A 22,775-nucleotide genomic window follows, 5' to 3' on the forward strand; every position below is an offset into this window, starting at 1 on the left:
CTATTGGTCTTCGAGGCCGAATTCGGCGTCGATCTTCTTCATCTGCCGGTTGTACCACCAGATGATCAGCAAGAAGATGACCAAGCCGCCCTGCGCCGCCATGTAGAAACCGAGGGGGAAACCGAGGATGACGATCTGGTTGATGTCGCGGGCGAACCAGGTCGAACCGAAAGTCACCGCTAGCCAGAACACGAGCAGGCTGAAGGTCAGGCGCCGGGTCTTGCGCCAGTAGGACTCGGGATTCCGCTTCATGGCATACCTCCGTTCGTTATGCGAATCCGGTAGAGAAACTCGGCTGTTCCCGGCTCCGGCTTGGTCATCAGTGATACGGCAACGATGGTGACGAAGCCGGCGATCACGCCGAACAGCCCGGCTGAGGTAGCCTGGACATGGAACCACGGCTCCATGTTGAAGCCGCTGATTCCCAGCCATGGAATGCTGTCGAATTCGACGCGCAGGATGTAATACAGCGACAGCAGCATGCCGACGAGCATGCCGGCCAAGGCGCCGATCCGGGTCGCCCTTTGCCAGAAGATGCCGAGAACCAGTGCCGGAAAGAAGGCCGAACCGGCAATGGAGAAGGCCCAGGCCACCATGGACAGGATGGTGCCCGGTTTTTGCGCGGCGACGGTGGCGGCCAGCACGGCCACCACCAGCAGCATCGATTTCGAAATGACCAGCCTGAACTGGGTCGAGGCATTGGGCCGGATGATCCGGTAATAGACATCGTGCGACAGTGCGCTGGTAATGGTCAGCAGCAGGCCGTCGGCGGTGGACAGTGCCGCAGCGAGGCCGCCGGCCGCCACCAGGCCGGAGACGACGTAGGGCATGCCGGCGATTTCCGGCGTGGCGAGCACGATTACGTCCGGATTGAGCGACAGTTCGGCGAGCTGCAGTATCCCGTCGAGGTTGATGTCCTCGATGCTGACCAGCCCGACCTTGGCCCAGGCGGTCACCCAGCCCGGCAGCTTGGCGATGGGAATTTCGGCCAGGTTGGACAAGACCTCGTGCTTGGCGAACACGGCATAGGCCGGCGCGGTGATGTAGAGCAGCAGGATGAACAACAGTGACCAGAAGACCGATTCCCGCGCCTCATGGACCGTCGGGGTCGTGTAGTAGCGTACCAGGACGTGCGGCAAGGCAGCGGTACCGACGGTCAGGCAGAAAATCAGGGCCAGGAAGTTGATCCGCTGGACATTTCGCTCCTCCTCGCTGTCGCCCGGGAAAGCCTCGGCGTGGTGGATGGGCTGCCGGCTGCGCTCGACGGCCGAGAACATCGCTGTTTCCCAGCGCGCCTTGGCCTGTTCCGGGTCATGCGGCAGGTCCCGCCGCTGGCGTTCGAGGGCAACGATGTCGCGCATCTGCACATCGCTGGCTTTGAGCTGGTTGATCTGCGACGACAGTTGCTCGCGCTCAAGGTTGAGCGACTGCGGCAGCTGCATGATCTTCTGGGCATAGACATCGGCACGCCGCTGGAACATCTGGCGCACTTCAACCTCGGCCGGTGCGTCGAAAATGCGATCCTCCAGCTCGGTGACCTTCTGCAGCACCTCGCCATAGACCAGCTGCGGCACTGGGTTGCCGGTGACGTTGTAGGACAGGATGGCGACCGGCGTCACGTAGGCGACGATCAGGATCAGGTACTGCGCAACCTGGGTCCACGTCACGGCCCGCATGCCGCCCAGGAAGGAGCACACCAGAATGCCGGCCAGGCCGACGAACACGCCGATTTCGAACTGCAGGCTGACGAAACGGCTGGTGATGACGCCGACGCCGTAGATCTGCGCCACGACATAAACGAAGGAAGCGAGTATCGCCGCCCCGACGGCGACCAGGCGGATGGCATTGCCGCCATAGCGCACGCCGAGGAAATCCGGGATGGTGTATTGGTCGCAGCGCCGCAAATAAGGCGCCAGCAACAGGGCGACCAGCACGAAGCCGCCGGTCCAGCCGATGACGTAGGCCAGGCCCTGGAAACCGGACAGGTAGAGCGTCCCGGCCAGGCCGATGAACGAGGCGGCGCTCATCCAGTCGGCCCCGGTCGCCATGCCGTTGAAGAAGGCCGGCACGCGGCGGCCGGCCACGTAGTACTCGGAGACGTCGGAGGTCCGGCTGACGATGCCGATGGCGGCATACATCGCGATGGTGAAGATCAGGAAGGAATAGCCGATCCAGCGCGGCGGCATGCCGTGCTGCTCAAGAACCGCCAGGGCGCCGATAAAGACCAGGAAACCACCCGTGTAATACAGGTAGTAGCGTTGCAGGCGGGTCAGCGACCTCAGCATCCCGGAATGCTAGTGGGTGCGGCGCAGGAAACTGCTGGCCCGCGACTCGTCGACCAGCTGGCTGGCCGTCTCGACCTGCTTGCTGACAGCGCGCACCAGCAGCATCTGGAAAATCCGGCCGAGCAGCAGGGTATTGGCCATCGCGTCGCGCCTTCCCTCGCCTTCGCCCAGGCCGAAAATCTCCAGCCAGTGGTCGAGCGGCATCACCGTATGGCACTTGTCGTCGAACATCGCTGGCATCAGCCAGGCCATATCGACCCATTGCGGCTGGAAGTCCAGCCCCAGGCGCTCCTTGAAGGCGCGCTGCAGGAAGCCGCCGACGTAGGGAACATGGTAGGTGACCAGCGGCGCCTTGGCCGCGAACAGCAGAAAAGCCATCAACTGCCGGTCGACGGCGGCCCCTTCGCCATCCAGGGTCGAGAAATCGACATAGAAGGTGTCGTCGGGCTGGATCGCCCCCTGCCAGACGCCGCTGGCGGCAATGCCGAGCAACTGGTCCTTCTCCGGATTGAGGCCGCTGCTGACGATGTCGATGACGATGTAGCGGGTGTGGTAATGCAGGTCGCCCAGCGATGGCGTGGCGCTGCCCCGCCAGGCTTCGAGCGAGGCCCTGACATCGTCGGGCAGGCTGGCCGGCGCCCCGCCCCGAAACAGGAATTTCCTGAGGCTGAGCATGATCAGTTCACCTGGTAATCGAGCTTGAGACGGGTCTGGAGCTTGCGGGCCTGGCGGAAGGATTCCTTCAGGATGCGGCGATCAAGCTCATTCAGGGTTTCCGGATCGATCAGGTTGTCGCCCTGCGTCCCCGGTTCGCCTTCCAGGTACTGGTGCTGCAGGCGCAGCAGCTGGATGAAGTTGAGCGCGTCGAGCACTGCGTTGATCTCGTCGCTGCGGATGTTCAGGCGCTGCGAGGCAAGGCGCAGGCGTTGGATCGAGTTGGTGTTGTGCACGCCGCTGGCCATGGCGTAGATGCGCGCCACATCGACAAAAATGCGCGAGCCATATTTCTTCAGATCGATCTTGCCCGGATGGTCGGGTTCGAGGTCGGTCAGGAAGTCGCGGATCTTGCCCAGCGGTGGTTCGACATCGAGCGCATTCTTGGCCATGGCGCGCAGGAACATCGGATTCGATGCAGTCAGCCCGAGCAGGTGCTTGCGCATCGCCTCGGCGAGGTCGGCCTTGCCGTACAGCGGGCGGAAGTCGAAGAAAATTGTCGCATTGAGCAAGGCATCGGGATGCGGCGTGCGGATCCAGGCGCTGAACTGATCCTTCCACTCGTCCAGGGTCAGGCACCACTGCGGGTTGCTGGCCATGATGTTGCCCTTGCACAGCGGGAAGCCGCAGCGGTCGAGGCCATTGTTCACATCCAGGGCATAGGCCAGGAAGCGCTTTTTCAGCTCATCCACTGAAGCCCCTTCCGGCGGTACGAAGACGATGCCGTTATCCTGGTCGGTGCTGAAGGTCTGCTCGTCGCGCCCTTCCGACCCGAAAGCCAGCCAGGCCCACTCGATGCCGTCGAAATTGTGTTTTTCCAGATTGAGCTGGATGACGCGGCGGGTCAGCGCATCGTTCAGCGCCGAAATGAACTGCGTCAGCTGTTCCGAGCCGACCCCCTGAGCGAGCATGTTGAAGGCCAGCTGGCGGACATCGGCGGCGGAATGCTGCAGCGCCTCGACATTGAGCGCCCCATCGATGGCCTGGCGGATCTGGCGCAGGCCGACCCGCTGCAGCGAGAACAGGTCGCGCTCGGATACCACGCCGGTCAGGCGCCCTTCGGCGTCAGTGACCAGCACGTGCCGGATGCCGTTGTTGGCCATGGCGAACATGGCATCGTAGGCGGTGGCATGTTCTTCCAGCATGAACGGATTGGCCGTCATTGCCTCGCCGACCGGCGTGCTCAGCGGCAGCTCGGCGAGAACGACGCGGTCGAGCAGGTCGGTACGGGTGAACACGCCGACCGGTTTGCCATCCTCGCCGGCGATGACCAGCGAGCCGACACCGGCGTGCGACATGGTTTCCAGCGCCACGCGCAGGGTCGTATCCGGCGTCACGGTGACCGGCGAACGCGAGCCGATACCGGCCAGCGGCGAATTCAGCGTCTGCTGCTCGCTGGCGCGCTGGGCGAACTGCAACTGCAGTTGGCGGCGCGACTGGTCGAGCAGGCTGGCGATGTACTTGGTACAGAACAGGTTGAATTCCGGGCTGGAGGACATCAAGGCCAGGAAATCCTCGGCCGGCAACTGGTAGCAGAAGGTATCCTCGACCGCGGAATAGACATTGGTCGACGGCCGCCCCGCGGTCACGGCACCGATCGGAAAGCCCTCCCCGGCACCCAGGCTGAGGATGGAATATTCGGTGACCGTCACTTCGCCGGCCTGGCGGGCCTGGACCTTGCCTGATTCGATCAGGTAGAAGAAACGGACGTTGCCGGCATTGGGCCCGATGATCTCGCTGCCCGCCTGGTAGAAGGCGATCTGCGCCTTTTCGGCAAAACGCTGCAGTGCCGCCGGCTGCATCTTGTTGAACGGCGCATGATTGCGAAGAAACGCGATGGTGTTTCCGGCCATGCGGGTGCGCCCTTTTTCACGCAGCGTCATTTCCACTTGGCCAACGACCATTTCCTGCCCTGTTTGCTGTTGCGTAGTCACGACAACCTCATTTTCTTCAGAGTGCATAGTTTAACTTGAGACGTTGTTGCAGGCGTTTGGCCTGCTTGAGCGCTTCGCGCAATATGGCTTGATCCATGTCGTTCAAGGCGGCCGGCTTCAGAGTCGAACCGGCTTCGGTTCCCGCGGCCGCTGCCGCAATTTGCTGGCTCAGGCGTAAGCGCAGGATGTGGGAAAAGGCGGCTTCCAGACTGGCGATTTCCAGGTCCGGCAAACCGACCGCATGCCCGGCCTGGCGTAGACGCTGGGCGGTATTGACGCTGGGCGTGCCGGTGGTCAGCGCGAAGATGCGTGCCGCATCGACGAAGATCCGGCTGCCGAATTTCTTGAGATCGACTTCGCCCTCGTTGTTCACGGCGACCTCGCCGCGAAAGCTCAAGGGCGCCTCGGCGTGCAGCGCATTCGCCGCCATCAGGTGCTGGAAGGCCGGGGTACTGGTGGTCAGCGCCAGCAGCAGGGTACGCAGTTTCTCGCCCAGCGCGAGATCCCCATGCAGCGGGCGCAGGTCGAAGAAGATGCTGGCATTGAGCAGGCCTTCCGGCTCGGGACGGCGCACCCATTCGATGAACTGCTCCCGCCATTCGTCGAGCGACAGGCACCACGTCGGGTTGCCGGCCATGATCTTGCCGGAGCACAGGGCGAAGCCGCAGTCGGCCAGGCGCTGGTTCGCTTCCTGGGCGAAAGGCAGGAACAGCGCCCGCAAGGCATCGGCCTCCTGTTCGCTGCTGGCGTGGAAGAGCAGGCCGTTGTCCTGGTCAGTGACAAAGGTTTGTTCATGCCGCCCCTCGGAGCCGAGGGCCAGCCAGCACCACGCCACCTGCGGCAGGCGATGGCGGCGCGAGGTCAGGTCGACGATGCGTGTCGTCAGGCGGTCGTTGAACAGTGAAACCAGGCGGGTCGCCGCCACGCCATCCATACCGTCGGCCAGCGCCGTGCGCAGGTGGGCATGGACCGCTTGAGCCAGGGCCGGCGCCTGGTCGAGGCTGGGCAGCACATCGATCGCTGCCGCGAGATCGATTTGCTGGCGGCACAGCAGCAGGGGATCGGTATCCACGGCGCTCAGTATTTGATCCGGGCGAAATAGGTTTTCTCGGCCGCTTCCAGCGCCTGGCGCACGGTAACGATGCCCTTGTCCTCGAGCAGCTTGACCAGTTTCAGGAATACTTCGCCGGTCGCCAGCGCATCCTCGAGGGCGTTATGGCGAGCGCCGATAGTGATGCCGAGGCGTTCCAGGATCACGTCCAGCTTGTGCGATTCCTGGTTGGGATGCACCACGGCCGACAGCAGCAGGGTATCGAGCACCGGCTGCGTGAAGCGGATGCCGGTGCGCTCTTCCTTGAGTTGCAGGAAGCGCATGTCGAAGGCGGCGTTGTGGGCAATCAGCACCGTGTCTTCGCAGAATTCATGGAAAGCCGGCAGCACGATGTCGATATTGGGCTGGCCGCGTACCATGTCCTCGGTGATGCCGTGGATGGGGATGGATTCCGGCTTGAGCGGAATTTCCGGATCGACGATCTGGTTGAAGGTTTCCTGGCGCAGCAGACGGTTATTGACGATACGGGCGGCGCCGACCTGGATGATCTCGTCGCCGTTGGACGGCTCGAGGCCGGTCGTTTCGGTATCGAACACCGTGTAGGTCAGCTCGGACAGTTTGCGGTCGAGGTCGATGGACTTGTCTTCGAACTTGAACAGGTCGAAGTCGTAGTATTCCGGGCGGCCGGTGACATGGCGTTCCTCGATCACCTGCTCGGCTTCCGGGATGGCCACCGGCAGCACGAAGCGGAAGAAGGCCCGGTGCGCCGCCTTCTCGCGCTCGTACCAGATTTCGCCGCCATGACGGTCGACGACGTCGCGCAGGGTCAGCGGCGAACTTTCGTTGCCGATCTGCATCGACTCCATTTCCCACGTATAGAAGGTTTCCGACGACATGGCCGGACCGGCCCAGATCAGGTCGAGGTAGGCCAGCTTGCCGTTGGAGGTCAGCCGGAAGCGCAACTCGCGCGGTTCGTAGTGATCCTGCAGCTTGGAAGCAAGGGAACCTAAGGCGAAGACCAGCGAAAAGCTGTCCGCCTTGATCCACAGGTTGTCGTCCATTTCCTCGGTCTTGGTCGCCAGCTTGAGCTTGTCGTCAATGCGGCGCTGGGCGGCGGCAATGATGTCGATGCCGAGCACGTCTTCGAGCGGCCAGCGCGTCTTGATGGCATCGGAAAACTGGTTCATGGTCTGGTCGATGACTTGGCTGCGCTTGGCCACTTCGTCGTCGATGACACGCAGGAAACGCTCGCGCAGTTCCGGTTCCATGTCCGGATAATCGAGCAGATTGGCCACCGCCGCCCGGATGTTGCCTATGGACGAACGGCTGCCCTGGGTCAGCGTGTGCAGCGCCTGGTCGCGACGCTCCTCTTCCTCGATGCTGCGCGTGATGTTCTCGACGGTCAGCACATAGCCCGACATCTTGGCGTCGCGTGCCTCGCCAGCCCCGCCGAGGACCGGCACCATCTGGACGCGCAGCAACTGGCCACCGCGCGTGGTGGTGATGAAATTGGCAATCGGCGTCTTGCCGTTGGCCAGACGCTGGTCGATCACCTCGCGCGAATGCTCGACCTGGCTCTTCTCCAGGATGGAGAAAATCGAACGCCCCAGCCCGATCAACGCCCCGCCGGCCACTGAAGTCGGCCCTTGGGAGAGGGCCTTGAACTGCAGGCGGGCGCGGTTGTTGTAGAGCAGGATGCGGCCATCCAGATTGCAGACGACCACCGCCTGCGCCAGTTCCGACATCAGCGCGGCCAGCCGGTTCTTTTCCTCCTCGACCGAGGCCTTGGCGCGAGCAATCTGGGAATCGACGTCGTCCATCAGCGCATCGCGCTGCTGCGCCAGGTCATTGGCAGCCTGGGCCAGCTGCTGCACTTCGGGCGGCCCTTCCGGCGCGACGCGGAAATTGCGGTTGGCCCCAAGCATCAGGCGCAAGGTTTCGGCCATGCGCAACAGGCCTTCGACGTATTGCTTGAACAGCTTGTGCAGCACCATCACGCCGATCACGAAGCCGAAAAGGGTCATCATCGTGCCGACCGGCAGGCGCGAAACCAACAATGCGGTCAGCATGTCGCGCTCGGCGTCCTTCATGTCCAGCCAGACGAGCAAGGAGGTGACGACGAAAGGCCCGGTCATGAGCAGACCGAGAACGACCACGGCGAGAATGAAACGATGTTTTGCCTTCATGGCAGGCATCCGTTGGTTATCGTTATAGGCGGCTTCCAGCGGCCAGCCGGAACGCTTCGGAAATCAGGCCGTGCCGAGCATGCCCTTGACCTTGGCCACCAGGTCCTTGGTCGAGAACGGCTTGGTCACATAGGCATCGGCGCCAATGGCGAGCCCCTTCGCCACCTCGGTCTCCCGCCCCTTGGCGGTGAGCATGACGACCACCAGCCCGGCCTTGGCCGGATCGGCGCGCAAGGCTTCGCAGACTTCGAAGCCGGACTTCTTCGGCATCATGACGTCGAGCAGGACGAGATCGGGCCGAAAGCTGTCGACCTTGGCCAGCGCCTCTTCGCCATCGACGGCGACGGCAACCTCGAAACCTTCCTTTTTCATCAGGAACTCGAGCGAGATGACGATGTTGGGTTCGTCATCGACGATGAGGATTTTTTTGGTCATGCGTTTAGTCTCCCTTGTTATTCCTCCGATGCCGGCAACGGCACCGTGAAAATGAAATTGGCGCCCTCGCCCGGGCGGCTTTCAACCCAAAGCTTACCACCGAAGTATTCGATGATCTGCCGGCTGATCGGCAGTCCCAGACCGGTTCCCTGGGGTTTGTCGGTCAGCGTGTTTCCACCCTGACGGAATTTTTCGAAAATGACATCGCATTCCTCGGCCGTCAGGCCGGGACCGTTATCGCTCACTTCGACCCGCACCATGCGGCCGGCGACACCGACCCGGACATGCACCCGGCCGCTGTCGGCCGGAACGAACTTGACGGCATTGGACAGCAGGTTGATCAGCACCTGGGTCAGGCGGTCACTGTCGGCCACCACCACCGGGCCGCTGGCCGGGATATCGCTGTCCAGCGCGACGCCCTTGTCGCGGAATAACTGCTCGAGCGAAGCGATCGTCTCGCGGGCAATGGCGCCGAGATCGACTGCCCCGGAGAACCACTCGGCCCGTCCGGACTCCAGTTTGGCCATGTCGAGAATCTGGTTGATCAGGCGGGTCAGGCGCTCCGTTTCATTGACGATGATGCCGAGGAAACGCTTGCGGTTGGGCAGGTCGATGCGCGGGTCCTCGTGCAGCATTTCCGACAGCGCCCGGATCGAGGTCAGCGGCGTGCGCAGTTCGTGCGTCACCGTCGAAATGAAGTCGTCCTTCATGCGGTCCACTTCGCGCAAACGCTCGTTCGCTTCGCGTAAGTCGTTGGTCGCTGCCTCCAGCTCGTGCTGCTTGGCCTCCAGTTCCCGGCTGTAGGCCCGGACCTGGGTGGCCTCATCGAGAATGTCGAGCACCTCTTCCAGACCGAGGTCCTCTTCCTCGGCCACCGAGGCGACCATCACCCGGGCGCTGGCCGAACCGATGGCCCCGGCTAGCTGCGCCTCGGCAAAATGCACGAATTCGGCATCGGCAGACAGCCGGCGCCAGTCGTCCACGCCCTTGCCCCGGGCGTAGAGCGCCAGTTGCTGCTGCGCCCGGCCGGCCCCGAGGAAACGCTCGAGCAGGCGGACCACGGCGTCCAACGACGCCTTGCCTCGCCACAGCCGGGCTTCGGCATTCCGCCGATCGAAGCGGAAGGCATCGACAAAGCGCTCGGCTTGGCTGGCCTCGACGGCATCCGGTCGGGAATTCAGGGAAACGGCGATGTAGCAGCCGACATTGGCCAGCATGCTCCACCACAGGCAATGCGAAATCTCGTCCAACCCGCCCAACCCGAACAACGTCTGCGCCTTCAGCCAGGCGATGCCGAACAGCCCCTGGTCGACGAAGCTACTGGAAATCCACCCCGACTTGGCGAACGAAGGCAGCAACAGGGTGTACAACCAGACGACGAAGCCGGCCGACAGGCCAGCCACCGCACCGGCCAGCGTGCCGTGCTTCCAGTACATGCCGCCGAACATGGCCGGCGCGAACTGGGCGACAGCGGCAAACGAAATCAACCCGATGCCGACCAGCGCGTAGGCTTCCCCGGCGGCCCGAAAATAGATGTAGCCGAGCAGCACGATCACGGCTATCGCGACCCGCCGGATGCCGATCAGCAGCCCGGACAGGTCCTGATGATGCCGGGCCTGCAGCCAGGCCGAGCGCAGCAGCCAAGGCATGACCAGATCGTTGCAGACCATGGTCGACAGCGCGATGGTCTCGACGATGACCATGCCGGTGGCGGCCGACAGCCCGCCGATGAAAGCGAGCAGCGCCAGCGATTCGGCGCCGCGCGCCAGTGGCAGGGTGAGCACGAAGGTATCGGGGTTGATGCCCTGCCCGCCGAAATGCAGCAAGCCGCCGATCGCCAGCGGCAGGACGAAGATATTGATCAGCAGCAGGTAAAGCGGAAACAGCCAGACGGCACGTTTGACGTGGGATTCGTCCACATTCTCGACGACGATAATCTGGAACTGGCGCGGCAGAAAAACGATGGCCAGGCCGGACAGCACGATCAGTGTCGTCCACGTTCCAGCCCGCGACGAATCGGGCTGCAGCAGGCGCCCGAGATCGGCCGTCTCCGTGGCACGCTGGAACAACTCGCCGAGGCCGCCGTACATGCCGTAGGTGACGAAGAGGCCGACCGCCATGAAGGCGAGCAGCTTAACCACCGATTCGAACGCAACCGCCGCCACCATGCCCTCGTGGCGTTCGGTGGCATCGAGATGGCGGGTCCCGAACAGGATGGCGAAAATAGCCAAGATGGCGGCGATCAGCAGGGTTGAATCCAGCCCCAGCCAGACGCCGCTGCGCCCGGAAGGCGCCAGCAGGACATCGACACTGGCGGCCATGGCCTTGAGTTGCAGGGCGATGTAGGGCACCACGCCGATCACTGCGATGATGGTCACCATCCCGGCCAGCAACTGGCTCTTGCCGTAACGCGAGGCGATGAAGTCGGCGATCGACGTGATGCGCTGCGCCTTGCTGATGCGGATCATCTTGACGATGACGCTGACGAACAGCAGCATCAAGGTCGGCCCGAGGTAGATGGTCAGGAAGGACAAGCCGCCCGAGGTCGCCCGGCCGACGCTGCCGTAGAAGGTCCACGAGGTGCAGTAGACGGCCAACGACAGCGCGTAAACGTTGGCCGAGATGATCGACTTGCCGGCATCCGCCCGAGCATCGCCAAAACGGGCGACCGCGAACAGCAGGCCGAGATAGGCCACCGACAACAGCGCGATGAGCCAGCCGGAAAGCACCACTTACTTGCCCCGCCCTTCGGCAACCCAGGCAGCCAAGCCGATGAGCCCAGCCCACACGCCGAAAAGATACAGATAGCTGGCCGGAATACCATCCAAGCTGCCACCGGGCAGGCTGAGCAGAGGATAGGTCAGCAACGGAATGCCGAGCAGGCCGAGGGCGGCCAATCGCTGGCGAGTCGGGCTTGCCCGTTTCATGTACCGTCCCCCCCAAATAAAAACGGCTGGCACGCCAAGCGTGCCAGCCGTTCGGGAATGCAGTCTGGTGCGACCACACGGGAGGCCGCCTTATGGGCGACCATTGTCTCCTCCTTGCCCCTTGTTCTGTCAGGATGACGTGGCAAGGCCATCATCCCTGTTGATCGTGTCAGGCGGGCAGCCAAAAGATTGCCCGCAGGCGACCGGGTTTCACCGTAGGCAAAACCCGGCACGTTCGCCTTAGCCCTTCAGCTGTTCCAGAATGGCCGGGTTTTCCAGGGTCGAGGTGTCTTGCGTGAGTTCCTCACCCTTGGCCAGGCCGCGCAGCAGACGACGCATGATCTTGCCGGAACGGGTCTTCGGCAGGTTGTCGCCGAAGCGGATGTCCTTCGGCTTGGCGATCGGACCAATCTCCTTGCCAACCCAGTCGGACAGTTCCTTGATGATCTTCTTGGCAGCTTCCGGATCGGTCGGACGAGCGCCCTTCAGAACCACGAAGGCGACAATGGCTTCACCGGTCAGGTCGTCCGGACGGCCGACAACGGCAGCCTCGGCAACCAGCGGGTTGGCGACCAGAGCCGATTCGATTTCCATGGTGCCCATGCGGTGACCGGAAACGTTCAGCACGTCGTCGATACGGCCGGTGATGGTGAAGTAACCGGTGTCCGCATCACGGATAGCGCCGTCGCCAGCCAGGTAGTACTTGCCCTGGAAGTCGGCCGGATAGTAGGACTTAACGAAACGGTCCGGATCGCCCCAGATGGTGCGGATCATGGACGGCCACGGCTTCTTGCAGACCAGGATACCGCCCTGGCCCCACGGCAGATCGGCACCGGTCTCATCGACCACGGCGAACTGGATACCCGGGAACGGCAGGGTGCAGGAACCCGGAACCAGCGGGGTGGCGCCCGGCAGCGGGGTGATCATGTGGCCGCCGGTTTCCGTCTGCCAGAAGGTGTCGACGATCGGGCAGCGACCGCCGCCGACGTTGTCGTAGTACCACTGCCAGGCAGCCGGGTTGATCGGCTCGCCGACCGAACCGAGGATGCGCAGCGACGACAGGTCGTAGCTCTTCGGATGCACGGCGGCATTGCTGTCGGCAGCCTTGATCAGCGAACGGATCGCGGTCGGGGCGGTGTAGAAGATGGTGGCCTTGTGGTCCTGGATCATCTTCCAGAAACGGCCGGCATCCGGATAGGTCGGCACGCCTTCGAAGACGATTTCGGTGGCGCCGCAAGCCAGCGGGCCGTAGGTGATGTAGGTGTGACCGGTAACCCAGCCGATGTCGGCCGTACACCAGAAGGTATCCGTCGGCTTGATGTCGAAGGTCCACTTCATGGTCATGATGGCGTGCAGCAGGTAGCCGCCGGTGGAGTGCTGGACACCCTTCGGCTTGCCGGTGGAACCCGAGGTGTAGAGCAGGAACAGCGGGTGTTCGGCTTCGACCCATTCCGGTTCGCAGGTTTCCGGCTGGTTGGCCAGACCGTCATGCAGCCACTCGTCGCGGCCGGCAACCATATTGACGTCGCCGCCGGTGCGCTTGAAGACGATGACGTTCTTGACGGATTCGCAGCCGCCCATGGAGAAGGCTTCGTCGGCGATCGGCTTGAGCGGGATGGCCTTGCCACCGCGGAACTGGCCGTCGGAGGTGATCAGCATGACAGCGCCGGCGTCGTTGATACGATCGCGCAGCGACTGGGCCGAGAAACCGCCGAAAACGATGGAGTGCGGGGCGCCGATACGGGCACACGCCTGCATGGCGACGATGCCTTCGATGGTCATCGGCAGGTAGATGACGACGCGGTCGCCCTTCTTGACGCCCTTGGAACGCAGCAGGTTGGCCATCTTGCAGACCTTGGCCAGCAGTTCCTTGTAGGTGACCTTGGTCACTTCGCCGTTGTCGGCTTCGAAGATGATGGCAACCTTGTCGCCCAGACCGGCTTCGACGTTGCGGTCGAGGCAGTTGTAGGAAACGTTCAGCTTGCCGTCGGCAAACCACTTGAAGAACGGAGCATTGGATTCATCAAGCGTCTGGGTGAAGGGGGTCTTCCAGGTGATGAATTCGCGGGCACGCTTGGCCCAGAAACCTTCGTAGTCGGCTTCTGCTTCCGCGCACAGCGCCCTGTAGGCGTCCATCCCCGAAACCGCCGCGTTCTTGACGATTTCGTCAGACGGATAAATTAGCTGCACGGACTCATTCGACATATTTTTCTCCTCTGCGGTACTTCGCAAAATTATGTAGAAACAACCTATCGGATCCCGGGTTTGTCCCGGGATGTTTTAAAGCCGCGCAAGCCGGAGAACCCTGATCCCCCCAGCCAGCGTTTAAACGGCATTAGAACGGGATAATCTTACAACGGACTTACGAACGCACGCTGCGGCGCAACAATAGCGCAACAATTTATGACAGGTGCCGGCTACGGCAGCACAGGCGTGCCGCGTGGTAAACTTGCCGTCCCCCTTAACAGCCCCCTTGACGATGAGTTCGCCAATCAAATTTCTCGAATCGTTCATCTTCGCCAGCCGCTGGATCCAGGCTCCGCTCTACCTCGGCCTGATCGTCGCCCAGGTCGTTTACTGCTGGCTGTTCATGGTGGAATTGAGCCACCTGGTGCACAACGCCTTCGACGCCGCCCACCTCAGCGAGACTGACGTCATGCTGGTCGTCCTCGGCCTGATCGACGTGGTGATGATCGCCAACCTGCTGATCATGGTCATCGTCGGCGGCTACGAAACCTTCGTCTCGCGCCTCGACCTCGACGATCACCCGGACCAGCCGGAATGGCTGTCCCACGTCAATGCCGGCGTCCTCAAGATCAAGCTGTCGACCGCCATCATCGGCATTTCGTCGATCCACCTGCTGAAGAGCTTCATCAACGCCGCGAACCTGTCCGAGCACACGCTGATGTGGCAGGTCGTCATCCACGTCGTATTCCTTTTCTCCGCCCTGGCCATGGCGCTTGTCGACAAGACCATGACCCAGACCCTTGCCCTTCAACACCAGAAAAACCACTGACCCGGAGTTGCGCATGACCGCCATCAAACAGGAAGACCTGATCCAGTCCGTCGCCGATGCCTTCCAGTACATCAGCTACTACCACCCGCTGGATTACATCAAGGCGCTGGGTGAAGCCTACGAGCGCGAGGAAAGCCCCGCCGCCAAGGATGCCATCGCCCAGATCCTGACCAACTCCCGCATGGCCGCCGAAGGCCATCGCCCGATCTGCCAGGACACCGGCATCGGCATGGTCTTCATCAAGGTCGGCATGCAGGTCAGCTGGCCGGATGCGACGATGAGCATCCAGGAAATGATTAACGAGGGCGTCCGTCGTGCCTACGCCAACCCGGACAATCCGCTGCGCGCCTCGGTGCTGGCCGACCCGGCCGGTGCCCGCAAGAACACCAAGGACAACACCCCGGCCGTCGTGCACTTCGAGATCGTCGAAGGCCATCACGTCGAAGTGATCTGTGCGGCCAAGGGCGGCGGCTCGGAAGCCAAGTCCAAGTTCGCCATGCTCAACCCGTCCGACGACCTGGTCGACTGGGTGCTGAAGAAGATCCCGGAAATGGGCGCCGGCTGGTGCCCGCCGGGCATTATCGGCATCGGCATCGGCGGCACGCCGGAAAAGGCCATGCTGCTGGCCAAGGAATCGATCATGGCGCCGGTGGACATCCATGAACTGAAGGCCCGCGGCGCCAAGACCCGCGCCGAGGAACTGCGCCTCGAATTGTACGAAAAGGTCAATGCGCTGGGCGTCGGTGCCCAGGGCTTGGGTGGCCTGACCACCGTGCTCGACGTCAAGGTGCTCGACTACCCCTGCCACGCCGCCAACCTGCCGGTCGCCCTGGTGCCGAACTGCGCCGCGACCCGCCACTGCCATTTCCACCTTGACGGTTCCGGCCCGGCCAAGATCGAGCCGCCGAAGCTGGAAGACTGGCCGGCCGTGACCTGGACGCCCGACCTCAAGGCCGCCACCCGCGTCGACCTGAACACCCTGACCAAGGAAGAAGTCGCCGCCTGGAAGCCGGGCCAGAAGCTGCTCCTCAACGGCAAGATGCTGACCGGCCGCGATGCCGCCCACAAGCGCATCGCTGACATGCTGGCCAAGGGCGAGAAGCTGCCGGTGGACTTCACCAACCGCGTCATCTACTACGTCGGCCCGGTCGATCCGGTGCGTGACGAAGTCGTCGGCCCGGCCGGCCCGACCACCGCCACCCGCATGGACAAGTTCACCCGCATGATGCTGGAACAGACCGGCCTGATCTCCATGGTCGGCAAGTCCGAGCGCGGCCCTACCGCCATCGCGGCGATCAAGGACAACAAGTCGGCCTACCTGATGGCCGTCGGCGGCGCCGCCTACCTGGTGGCCAAGGCCATCAAGTCGGCCAAGGTCGTCGGTTTCGCCGACCTGGGCATGGAAGCCATCTACGAGTTCGACGTCGAGAACATGCCGGTCACCGTGGCCGTCGACTCGGCCGGTACCTCGGTGCACAACACAGGCCCGAAGGAATGGCAGGTCAAGATCGGCAAGATTCCTGTCGCCGCCTGATCAGCCACACCCAATCGAAAAAACCCGGCTCCGGCCGGGTTTTTTATTTGTGCAGCGCACCATTTTCTCCGCTGCCACAAATGAAAACGCCCGATGAAATTCATCGGGCGTTTCTGTTTGGCCGTTGTCGCCGGCCTGAATCCTGACGCAGCGAAAGCTTATTCGCCGAAGAAATTCACGTCGTACGGATACGACTTCTGCGGAACCTTGGAAGCGGCGTTGCGGGCCGACGTATCGACGTCCTGCTTCTTGTCCCACCACAGGGCGCGGCCGGCCTTCTGGTCTTCCACCCATTGCGGATTATTTTCGAGCTGCTCGTTCATCCAAGTCTGGTGATCGGACACGTAGCTGGTATTGACGTCACCCATTTCGCGGCATTCCTCAAGCTAAACAAGACAATCCCGCGATTCTATCACGCCGTTGGCCGGATCATGGATACAGTCCGCGCGTTGCACGTGCTTCGAGCACCCGGCTGCAGCCGATGACGAAAGCCGCCGAGCGCAGCGACATCCCGCGCTGCTCGGCTAGTTGCCAGATGGCGTTGAAGGCCTCGGCCATGATCCGTTCGAGCCGGGCATTGATTTCCTCCTCGCTCCAGAAGAAGCTGGAAAAGTCCTGCACCCATTCGAAATAGCTGACAGTGACGCCGCCAGCGTTGGCCAGGACATCCGGAACGACGGTGATGCCCCGCTCGGCGAGGATGGCATCGGCCTCGGGCGTGGTCGGACCGTTCGCCCCTTCGACCACGATACGGGCCAGAACCTGCTCGGCGTTGAAGCGGTTGATCTGCGACTCCAGCGCAGCCGGCACCATGAATTCGCACGGAACGCCCCAGAAGGCCGTATTGTCGATGAACTCGCCGCACGGGGCGCTGAGCAGCGTGCCGTTCGCCTGCTGATACGCCTTGAGTGCCGCAACATCGAGGCCCGCCGCGTTGTAGATCGTGCCGCTGACATCCTGAATTGCGACAATGCGGGCGCCGGCCTGGGCGAACATCCGGGCACTGGCCTCGCCGACATTGCCGAAGCCCTGCACGGCGACTCGGGCACCTTCGAGCGGAATCTGCAGCTTGCGGGCCGCCTCGCGCGCCGTCACGAATACCCCTCGCCCGGTGGCATCCTGGCGCCCCAGCGAGCCGCCCAACGAAATCGGCTTGCCGGTGACCACGCCGGTCACCGTACGCCCCTCACCCATCGAGTAGGTGTCCATCATCCAGGCCATGGTCTGGGCATTGGTGTTCATGTCCGGCGCCGGAATATCCTTGTCCGGACCGATCATCGAACTGATCTCGCTGGTGTAGCGCCGGGTCAGGCCTTCGAGTTCCGATAGCGACAGCTGGCGCGGATCGACGCGGATACCGCCCTTGGCGCCGCCGAACGGCACATTGACCACGGCGTTCTTGATGGTCATCCAGCCGGCCAGCGCCATGACTTCGGACAGCGTCACGTCCTGATGGAAACGGACCCCACCCTTGCCCGGGCCGCGCGAGGTGTTGTGATGCACCCGGTAGCCCTCGAAATGCTCGACCTCCCCGTTGTCGCGGCGAATCGGCACATCGACGATCATCGAACGCTTGGGCCGGCGCAAGGTTTCGATCCACGGCCACAGGGATTTGTCGAGGAAGGGTGCAACCTGCTCCACCTGCTGCAGGTAGATGTGCCATGGCCCCAGGTTTTCACTGGAGATATAGGAAGGCAGTTGCGGTGCGTTCACGTTCATGTCGATGTCTCCATGTCCGAGTTTCCTGCAGTGTCGCGCATCCGGTCGTTCATTACTAGCGCCGAATCGCGGCTTGGCGGTATGCTCGCGGCACAACAACCGACTGGAGACACTCCGTGACCGCTCTGCTGCCACACCCCGATCCCGATGGCCTGCTCGAATACTCCGTGGTCTATACCGACCGCGCGCTGAACCACATGTCGCAGCGCTTCCAGGGCGTCATGAAGGACATTTCGCGCCTGTTGAAGCAGGTCTACAACGCCCGTTCGGCCATCGTCGTACCGGGCAGCGGCAGCTTCGGCATGGAGGCAGTGGCCCGCCAGTTCGCCACGGACCAGAAGGTGCTGGTCATCCGCAACGGCTGGTTCAGCTTCCGCTGGACGCAGATTTTCGACATGGGAAAGATTCCTTCCGAAGCCGTCGTGCTCAAGGCACGCCAGACCGGCAGCGGCGCCCAGGCCCCATTCGCCCCGGCGCCCATCGAGGAAGTCGTCGCCGCCATTCGCCAGCACAAGCCGGCCGTCGTGTTTGCGCCGCACGTCGAAACGGCCTCCGGCATGATCCTGTCCGACAGCTACATCAAGGCAGTCGGCGCCGCAGTGCGCGAAGTGGGTGGCCTGTTCGTGCTCGACTGCGTGGCATCCGGCACGGTCTGGGTGGACATGCAGGCCTGCGAGGTCGACGTCCTGATCAGCGCGCCGCAGAAAGGCTGGAGCGCATCGCCGTGCTGCGCCCTGGTCACCCTCGGCGAGCGCGCCCGAACCCGCATCGACGAAACGACCAGCAGCAGCTTCGCCTGCGACCTGAAGAAATGGCTGCAGATCATGGAGGCCTTCGAAAACGGGGGCCACGCCTACCACGCCACCATGCCGACCGACGCCCTGGCTGCCCTGCGCGACGTGATGCTGGAAACCGAGGCCTACGGCTTCGACAAGGTGTGCCGGGAACAACAGGAACTCGGCCGCCGCATCCGCGAACTGCTCGAAGCGCGCGGCTTCCCCAGCGTGGCGGCGGAAGGCTTCAAGGCGCCCGGCGTGGTGGTCAGCTACACCACCGACCCCGATATCCAGTCCGGCAAGAAATTCCTCGCCACCGGGCTGCAGACCGCGGCCGGCGTGCCGCTGCAATGCGACGAAGGTCCGGAATTCCGGACCTTCCGCGTCGGCCTGTTCGGCCTGGAAAAGCTGCACAACCCCGAGCGCACGGTGGCCAACCTGGCGAAGGCGCTCGACGCGATCCAGGCTTGACCTTCAGCCCGCCTCGTCCAGCTTAGCCGGACAGGCGGGCCAACCCTCTCATTTCTTCCACTTCGCCCACGGGTCTTCCTGGGCGCCGGCCGGCGCTCGGGGGCGCCCGGCGTCACGCTGGCCGTAGCCGGCGCGCTGCCCACCGCCCGCCTCCCGCTCGGCGGCCTTCTTCGCCCGCTTTTCGCGCAGCCGCTGGGCATCCTCCAGACTCAACTCAGCCGGCCGACCGGGCACCTGATCACTTGGAATAATGCGATCCCGCGGCGGCTTTTCGAATTCCTCATCGGAAGCACGAGGCAGGCTCTTGAACTGGTAAAGATAGAACGCTTCGACCTTTTCGCGCGCCCAGTCGGTTTTCTTGAGAAACTTGATACTGGCGTCAATGCTCGGGTTTCGGCTGAAGCACTGGATGTTCAGATAGGCGTAGAGAACCTCGTAGCCATAATGCTCGACGATCTGCTTCAGCAAATCCTTCAGGCTCAGGCCGTGCAGCGGGTTGTTTTGGTAATCGATTTCAGTAGTCATGACAGGTCCCGAAGGCCCGGATAAAGACAATATTGTACCCGCAGCCCTACCCGGCGCCCGCCCGCCATGGCCGCCCTACGCCGACTTGGCCGGCTTCATCTCCCCGGCCTCGACGGCGAACGACAACCAATTTTCCGGCGGCGGCAGCGGACAGGTGGCAAAGGCCGTAAAGGCACAGGGCGGATTGAAAGCGAAGTTGAAATCCAGCCGAATCCGCCCATCCTGAGCCGGTTTGGCCTTGAGGAAGCGCCCGGCGCCATAGGTGTCCCGGCCGCTCGTCCGGTCGCGGAAGACGAAGAACACCTCGCGTTCGCTGACACTCATCGGCAGCAATTCGACCGGCTCTCCCGCTACTGCGAAAACAGCTTTGTGCGTCACCGACACCAGTTTGAGGTCGTCCGTCACGTTTGGCACTTCCATCACCACCGGCGGCTCCAGCGCCTCCCAGGCCGCGTCGATAGCCCACGCCGGGTCGTAGTCGAAATACGCCAGGCCAGCAAACGGCTGCGTCTTCGCCCATTCCCGATCGCGCAGCCGCACCGCCAGTCGGCCATCGCGCTCGACCACGAAGAAAGCCAACGGTGCACAATCCACCGTCGTCGGCGCGCCATCGCGGTCAGTCACCAACTCCAGCGCCTCACCTTTCACCGGCTGCCAACGCAGCGAATCGCCCGCCCACAGCAGTTCGCCCAGATGCGCCGCCCCGCCCGGCAGGCGAACAACGCAATCCTCGCCGCTACCCACCCGGTTTGAACCCGGCTCCAGCCAGTGCAGGCCGATCAATCCGATCCAGCTATCCGGCCCGGAAAGCTCTACCTCCCGCGCATTCCGCCACCGATGCCACGCCTGCTGCTTACCGCTATCCATTCCTGCTCTTCCTTCCATCCGCTCAAACAGCATGCTGTATGATTAAGTCGTCAGCATTGTCCGGTTTGCATCGCCTATCATGCCCAAAATATTCAACTGCTCATCCGTTTCGGTTGTGCCATGCTGATCTCTGGTGTTCTGTGATCCCGCACATTGAACACTCGCTAGAATATTCGACGTTTTTGTCGTTTACGACCAGTAGCCATGAACATCGACTCTGAAGCAATGCAAACTGAGTTTCTGAACATTTGGGAGTCGAAGGTAGCCAGCTTTCCCCAAGCAACCTTGTTCGACTTGGACAAATATCTGAAAGGGTCATTCAGCGTCGCGAACTCCCAGGCTAGTGAGCTAATTCCAAAACACCTGTTCTTGCTCAGCTTAGCCACATCATGCCTGCTCCTGCTTACACGATTCGTCGGTGAGCGAAAGATGAGCACGCGGAGCGCCGCGTTCATTTCACAACTTCATAGGTCCGTTAACTGCTTAATAGCCATTCGCCTGCTCTTGACGAGTGGCCTTGAGGAAACCTGCCGCCCGATAACGAGAAACTACCTGGAGATACTCGACATTTCTGTAGCTTGCCTCGGAGACCACGAGTTTGCTATTCAGCTCTTTGGCGACGATGGCGTTGATTTCGATTCCCTATGGAAAAGTAGCATCGGATTTGGAAAGGTGTACCAGTACATCAGAAAGGCTTTCCAGCTGGCAGGTCTTTCCGACGATGAAGCAGCCGAACATATCCAGTATCGAAAAGCACAAAAGACACTTTTATCATCGTCTGTCCACGGCGATGATGCAGGAGCATTCCGGAGTATGGTTATCCCTTTGCTCGGTTATCCCGACATGCTATCTATGGAGCCTCATGGCGTAGTTAGCGTTCATACAGCTAACCACGTAGCAGCAGTTATTAGCGAGACGTTCAAACATATATCGCTAGTTCTAAAAATCCTGATCTCCAAGAGCGCGCCGGCTGAATTCGATTTGCCGCGTGAAGGAGTGAATATGCACACGTTTTTTGCTCACTTTTTCTCATTTCAGGAAATCTATTTTCAGCATGAGCTTCCTGACGGCGATGACATTATTGCTTCCGATTTTTCTACCATTCATAGCTAACCCGGCGGTACGGGGAATACTGAACCTTAGCCGCATCGATATCTATTCACACAATGTGATGACTCTTTAATGCAGACGCAAACACTGCAAGATGGGGCTGAATCATTCAAAGTCTCAGTATTTGAAGCCGCAAGAAATTCTCCAGTCGTGCTTTTCGCAGTGGGCGCTGGCGGTCAACCGGAACGTCACGCCACTCTTTTGGCCGCCTTGGCGGAATCCGGTTACACAGTCATTGCGCCACATTTCGAACGACTCGCTTCCCCAGTTCCAAGCGAGGCGGATTTGACTCTCCGGGCGAGGCGCTTGTCTCTCGCGCTCGATGCCTTTGTTCCGCCCGGCACAATGGTATCGGGCGTGGGCCACTCCATTGGTGCTGCTACCCTTCTCGCTCTGGCGGGAGGACAGATGTGGTTGGGGCCCGGTCGGCGCGTCAATATCACACCGGATGGCCGTTTAACCCGCCTTGCGCTACTGGCACCACCTACCGGGTTCTTCCAGGCTCCGGGGGCGCTTGTTGCGGTGCGGCTTCCGATTCTGGCCTGGGTTGGTTCCGAGGATGGCATTACGCCACCCGCGCAAACCAAATGGCTGGCTGATGCCATGCGCGATCGGCAAACGGTGGATGTTCGCATCACTTCCGGTGCCGGTCATTTCTCATTCATGGATCTGCCGCCGCCGCACAGCACGGAACCGCTGCCTGACAAGCAAGCGTTTCTTCGCGAGTATTCAAGCGAAGTTTGCAAGTTCGTGGTAGCCGCCTGACCGCCACGCCGCAGTGGTGTGCAGCCGGACGCAGCCCGGGTTCCACGGATGCCCCGCAGTCCGCTATCATTTCCGGGTAATGGAAAGAAACAACTACGGCCGGCACGTTGTCAGCCAAGCAATCCCCTAGGAGAGTCATATGAAAAGAATACTGATCACCACCCTGCTCGCGGCCGCCCCGCTGCTGGCCATTGCGGCTGATATCAACGTCAATCTCGGCAATGTCCGTATCGATGCGCCGGGGGTGAGCGTCACCTTCGGTACCCGCGATACCCGTGGCTATTACTGGGATGGTTACGAGTACCGCGATCCGGATTATTGGCGGCGCCATGACGGCCACCGGGGGGAGCGCTACTACACCGGCCGCCGCGACAACGGTGTGCCGCACCAGGACGGCGGCCACTGCCCGCCGGGGCAGGCCAAGAAGGGACGCTGCTGATCAAGCAGCCCCAACCAATAA

At 62.2% G+C, this 22,775-nt stretch carries 20 protein-coding genes; 6 read left to right on the forward strand and 14 right to left on the reverse strand.

Going from position 1 to position 22,775, the window contains the following annotated elements; all coding sequences use genetic code 11:
* From LZ012_RS13270 to acs, 10 genes are all read right to left on the reverse strand, one after another.
* Nucleotides 1-252: a DUF4212 domain-containing protein gene (locus LZ012_RS13270; RefSeq protein ID WP_275711289.1), complete on the reverse strand. Its 252-nt coding sequence runs from the start codon at nucleotides 250-252 to the stop codon at nucleotides 1-3.
* Nucleotides 249-2,285, reverse strand: a complete 2,037-nt coding sequence (locus LZ012_RS13275) for a sodium:solute symporter family protein (RefSeq protein ID WP_275711290.1) — start codon at nucleotides 2,283-2,285, stop codon at nucleotides 249-251. The genes LZ012_RS13270 and LZ012_RS13275 overlap by 4 nt, the downstream gene beginning before the upstream one ends.
* 9 nt (nucleotides 2,286-2,294) lie before the next feature.
* Complete coding sequence (locus LZ012_RS13280) at nucleotides 2,295-2,960, reverse strand: hypothetical protein (RefSeq protein ID WP_275711291.1); 666 nt, start codon at nucleotides 2,958-2,960, stop codon at nucleotides 2,295-2,297.
* 2 nt (nucleotides 2,961-2,962) lie between these two features.
* Entirely contained in the window at nucleotides 2,963-4,903 is a 1,941-nt protein-coding gene (locus tag LZ012_RS13285) for a DUF294 nucleotidyltransferase-like domain-containing protein (RefSeq protein ID WP_420839537.1), read from the reverse strand.
* 46 nt (nucleotides 4,904-4,949) lie between these two features.
* Nucleotides 4,950-6,005 carry a DUF294 nucleotidyltransferase-like domain-containing protein gene (locus tag LZ012_RS13290; protein WP_275711292.1) on the reverse strand — a complete coding sequence of 352 codons (1,056 nt, stop codon included), beginning with the start codon at nucleotides 6,003-6,005 and terminating at the stop codon, nucleotides 4,950-4,952.
* 5 nt (nucleotides 6,006-6,010) lie between these two features.
* On the reverse strand, nucleotides 6,011-8,170 hold the full coding sequence (locus LZ012_RS13295; protein ID WP_275711293.1) for a 3'-5' exonuclease: 2,160 nt from the start codon (nucleotides 8,168-8,170) through the stop codon (nucleotides 6,011-6,013).
* 63 nt (nucleotides 8,171-8,233) lie between these two features.
* Nucleotides 8,234-8,605 (reverse strand): response regulator transcription factor, encoded by a 372-nt coding sequence (locus LZ012_RS13300; protein ID WP_275711294.1) that lies wholly within the window; start codon nucleotides 8,603-8,605, stop codon nucleotides 8,234-8,236.
* 17 nt (nucleotides 8,606-8,622) lie between these two features.
* A complete protein-coding gene (locus LZ012_RS13305) occupies nucleotides 8,623-11,334 on the reverse strand; it encodes an ATP-binding protein (protein WP_275711775.1) in 2,712 nt (903 codons plus the stop codon).
* Nucleotides 11,335-11,337: 3 nt separating this feature from the next.
* Nucleotides 11,338-11,532, reverse strand: a complete 195-nt coding sequence (locus LZ012_RS13310) for a hypothetical protein (RefSeq protein ID WP_275711295.1) — start codon at nucleotides 11,530-11,532, stop codon at nucleotides 11,338-11,340.
* A 240-nt stretch (nucleotides 11,533-11,772) separates the two neighbouring features.
* Nucleotides 11,773-13,737: an acetate--CoA ligase gene (gene acs / locus LZ012_RS13315; protein WP_275711296.1), complete on the reverse strand. Its 1,965-nt coding sequence runs from the start codon at nucleotides 13,735-13,737 to the stop codon at nucleotides 11,773-11,775.
* 274 nt (nucleotides 13,738-14,011) lie between these two features.
* Between acs and LZ012_RS13320 the strand changes: the two genes are divergently transcribed.
* Both LZ012_RS13320 and LZ012_RS13325 read left to right on the forward strand, forming a co-directional pair.
* On the forward strand, nucleotides 14,012-14,548 hold the full coding sequence (locus tag LZ012_RS13320; RefSeq protein WP_275711297.1) for a TIGR00645 family protein: 537 nt from the start codon (nucleotides 14,012-14,014) through the stop codon (nucleotides 14,546-14,548).
* A gap of 13 nt (nucleotides 14,549-14,561) precedes the next feature.
* Nucleotides 14,562-16,082 carry a fumarate hydratase gene (locus tag LZ012_RS13325; RefSeq protein ID WP_275711298.1) on the forward strand — a complete coding sequence of 507 codons (1,521 nt, stop codon included), beginning with the start codon at nucleotides 14,562-14,564 and terminating at the stop codon, nucleotides 16,080-16,082.
* Nucleotides 16,083-16,240: 158 nt separating this feature from the next.
* Here the strand turns inward: LZ012_RS13325 and LZ012_RS13330 are convergent, their stop codons facing one another.
* Both LZ012_RS13330 and LZ012_RS13335 read right to left on the reverse strand, forming a co-directional pair.
* Nucleotides 16,241-16,450, reverse strand: a complete 210-nt coding sequence (locus tag LZ012_RS13330; RefSeq protein WP_275711299.1) for a DUF3460 family protein — start codon at nucleotides 16,448-16,450, stop codon at nucleotides 16,241-16,243.
* 61 nt (nucleotides 16,451-16,511) lie between these two features.
* Nucleotides 16,512-17,801: a Glu/Leu/Phe/Val family dehydrogenase gene (locus tag LZ012_RS13335; RefSeq protein ID WP_275711300.1), complete on the reverse strand. Its 1,290-nt coding sequence runs from the start codon at nucleotides 17,799-17,801 to the stop codon at nucleotides 16,512-16,514.
* 116 nt (nucleotides 17,802-17,917) lie between these two features.
* Between LZ012_RS13335 and LZ012_RS13340 the strand changes: the two genes are divergently transcribed.
* Entirely contained in the window at nucleotides 17,918-19,048 is a 1,131-nt protein-coding gene (locus LZ012_RS13340) for an aminotransferase class V-fold PLP-dependent enzyme (protein WP_275711301.1), read from the forward strand.
* Nucleotides 19,049-19,096: 48 nt separating this feature from the next.
* On the opposite strand, the gene LZ012_RS13345 is transcribed toward LZ012_RS13340, so the two are convergent.
* Together LZ012_RS13345 and LZ012_RS13350 are read right to left on the reverse strand one after the other, a co-directional pair.
* Nucleotides 19,097-19,573, reverse strand: a complete 477-nt coding sequence (locus LZ012_RS13345; RefSeq protein WP_275711302.1) for a VF530 family protein — start codon at nucleotides 19,571-19,573, stop codon at nucleotides 19,097-19,099.
* Between the two features lie 75 nt (nucleotides 19,574-19,648).
* Nucleotides 19,649-20,440, reverse strand: coding sequence for a DUF1684 domain-containing protein (locus LZ012_RS13350; protein ID WP_275711303.1), 792 nt, complete (start codon nucleotides 20,438-20,440; stop codon nucleotides 19,649-19,651).
* A 204-nt stretch (nucleotides 20,441-20,644) separates the two neighbouring features.
* Between LZ012_RS13350 and LZ012_RS13355 the strand changes: the two genes are divergently transcribed.
* The 3 genes from LZ012_RS13355 to LZ012_RS13365 all read left to right on the forward strand — a co-directional run bounded on the left by LZ012_RS13355 (nucleotide 20,645) and on the right by LZ012_RS13365 (nucleotide 22,754).
* The gene (locus tag LZ012_RS13355; RefSeq protein ID WP_275711304.1) at nucleotides 20,645-21,553 is read left to right on the forward strand and encodes a hypothetical protein; all 909 of its coding nucleotides are present in this window, start codon (nucleotides 20,645-20,647) and stop codon (nucleotides 21,551-21,553) included.
* Between the two features lie 303 nt (nucleotides 21,554-21,856).
* Nucleotides 21,857-22,315 carry an alpha/beta hydrolase gene (locus LZ012_RS13360; RefSeq protein WP_275711305.1) on the forward strand — a complete coding sequence of 153 codons (459 nt, stop codon included), beginning with the start codon at nucleotides 21,857-21,859 and terminating at the stop codon, nucleotides 22,313-22,315.
* 139 nt (nucleotides 22,316-22,454) lie between these two features.
* Nucleotides 22,455-22,754, forward strand: coding sequence for a DUF2502 domain-containing protein (locus LZ012_RS13365; protein WP_275711306.1), 300 nt, complete (start codon nucleotides 22,455-22,457; stop codon nucleotides 22,752-22,754).
* Nucleotides 22,755-22,775 lie beyond the last annotated feature (21 nt).

It is taken from the genome of Dechloromonas hankyongensis (genome assembly GCF_022012295.1).
GTDB lineage: Bacteria > Pseudomonadota > Gammaproteobacteria > Burkholderiales > Rhodocyclaceae > Azonexus > Azonexus hankyongensis.

What these genes read in the sequence shown, in the direction of transcription:
- LZ012_RS13270 (WP_275711289.1), bottom strand. Translation starts at nt 252, where the DNA reads ATGAAGCGGAATCCCGAGTCCTACTGGCGCAAGACCCGGCGCCTGACC.
- LZ012_RS13275 (WP_275711290.1), bottom strand. Translation starts at nt 2,285, where the DNA reads ATGCTGAGGTCGCTGACCCGCCTGCAACGCTACTACCTGTATTACACG.
- LZ012_RS13280 (WP_275711291.1), bottom strand. Translation starts at nt 2,960, where the DNA reads ATGCTCAGCCTCAGGAAATTCCTGTTTCGGGGCGGGGCGCCGGCCAGC.
- LZ012_RS13285 (WP_420839537.1), bottom strand. Translation starts at nt 4,903, where the DNA reads ATGGTCGTTGGCCAAGTGGAAATGACGCTGCGTGAAAAAGGGCGCACC.
- LZ012_RS13295 (WP_275711293.1), bottom strand. Translation starts at nt 8,170, where the DNA reads ATGAAGGCAAAACATCGTTTCATTCTCGCCGTGGTCGTTCTCGGTCTG.
- LZ012_RS13300 (WP_275711294.1), bottom strand. Translation starts at nt 8,605, where the DNA reads ATGACCAAAAAAATCCTCATCGTCGATGACGAACCCAACATCGTCATC.
- LZ012_RS13310 (WP_275711295.1), bottom strand. Translation starts at nt 11,532, where the DNA reads ATGAAACGGGCAAGCCCGACTCGCCAGCGATTGGCCGCCCTCGGCCTG.
- acs (WP_275711296.1), bottom strand. Translation starts at nt 13,737, where the DNA reads ATGTCGAATGAGTCCGTGCAGCTAATTTATCCGTCTGACGAAATCGTC.
- LZ012_RS13320 (WP_275711297.1), top strand. Translation starts at nt 14,012, where the DNA reads ATGAGTTCGCCAATCAAATTTCTCGAATCGTTCATCTTCGCCAGCCGC.
- LZ012_RS13325 (WP_275711298.1), top strand. Translation starts at nt 14,562, where the DNA reads ATGACCGCCATCAAACAGGAAGACCTGATCCAGTCCGTCGCCGATGCC.
- LZ012_RS13330 (WP_275711299.1), bottom strand. Translation starts at nt 16,450, where the DNA reads ATGGGTGACGTCAATACCAGCTACGTGTCCGATCACCAGACTTGGATG.
- LZ012_RS13335 (WP_275711300.1), bottom strand. Translation starts at nt 17,801, where the DNA reads ATGAACGTGAACGCACCGCAACTGCCTTCCTATATCTCCAGTGAAAAC.
- LZ012_RS13345 (WP_275711302.1), bottom strand. Translation starts at nt 19,573, where the DNA reads ATGACTACTGAAATCGATTACCAAAACAACCCGCTGCACGGCCTGAGC.
- LZ012_RS13350 (WP_275711303.1), bottom strand. Translation starts at nt 20,440, where the DNA reads ATGGATAGCGGTAAGCAGCAGGCGTGGCATCGGTGGCGGAATGCGCGG.
- LZ012_RS13355 (WP_275711304.1), top strand. Translation starts at nt 20,645, where the DNA reads ATGAACATCGACTCTGAAGCAATGCAAACTGAGTTTCTGAACATTTGG.
- LZ012_RS13365 (WP_275711306.1), top strand. Translation starts at nt 22,455, where the DNA reads ATGAAAAGAATACTGATCACCACCCTGCTCGCGGCCGCCCCGCTGCTG.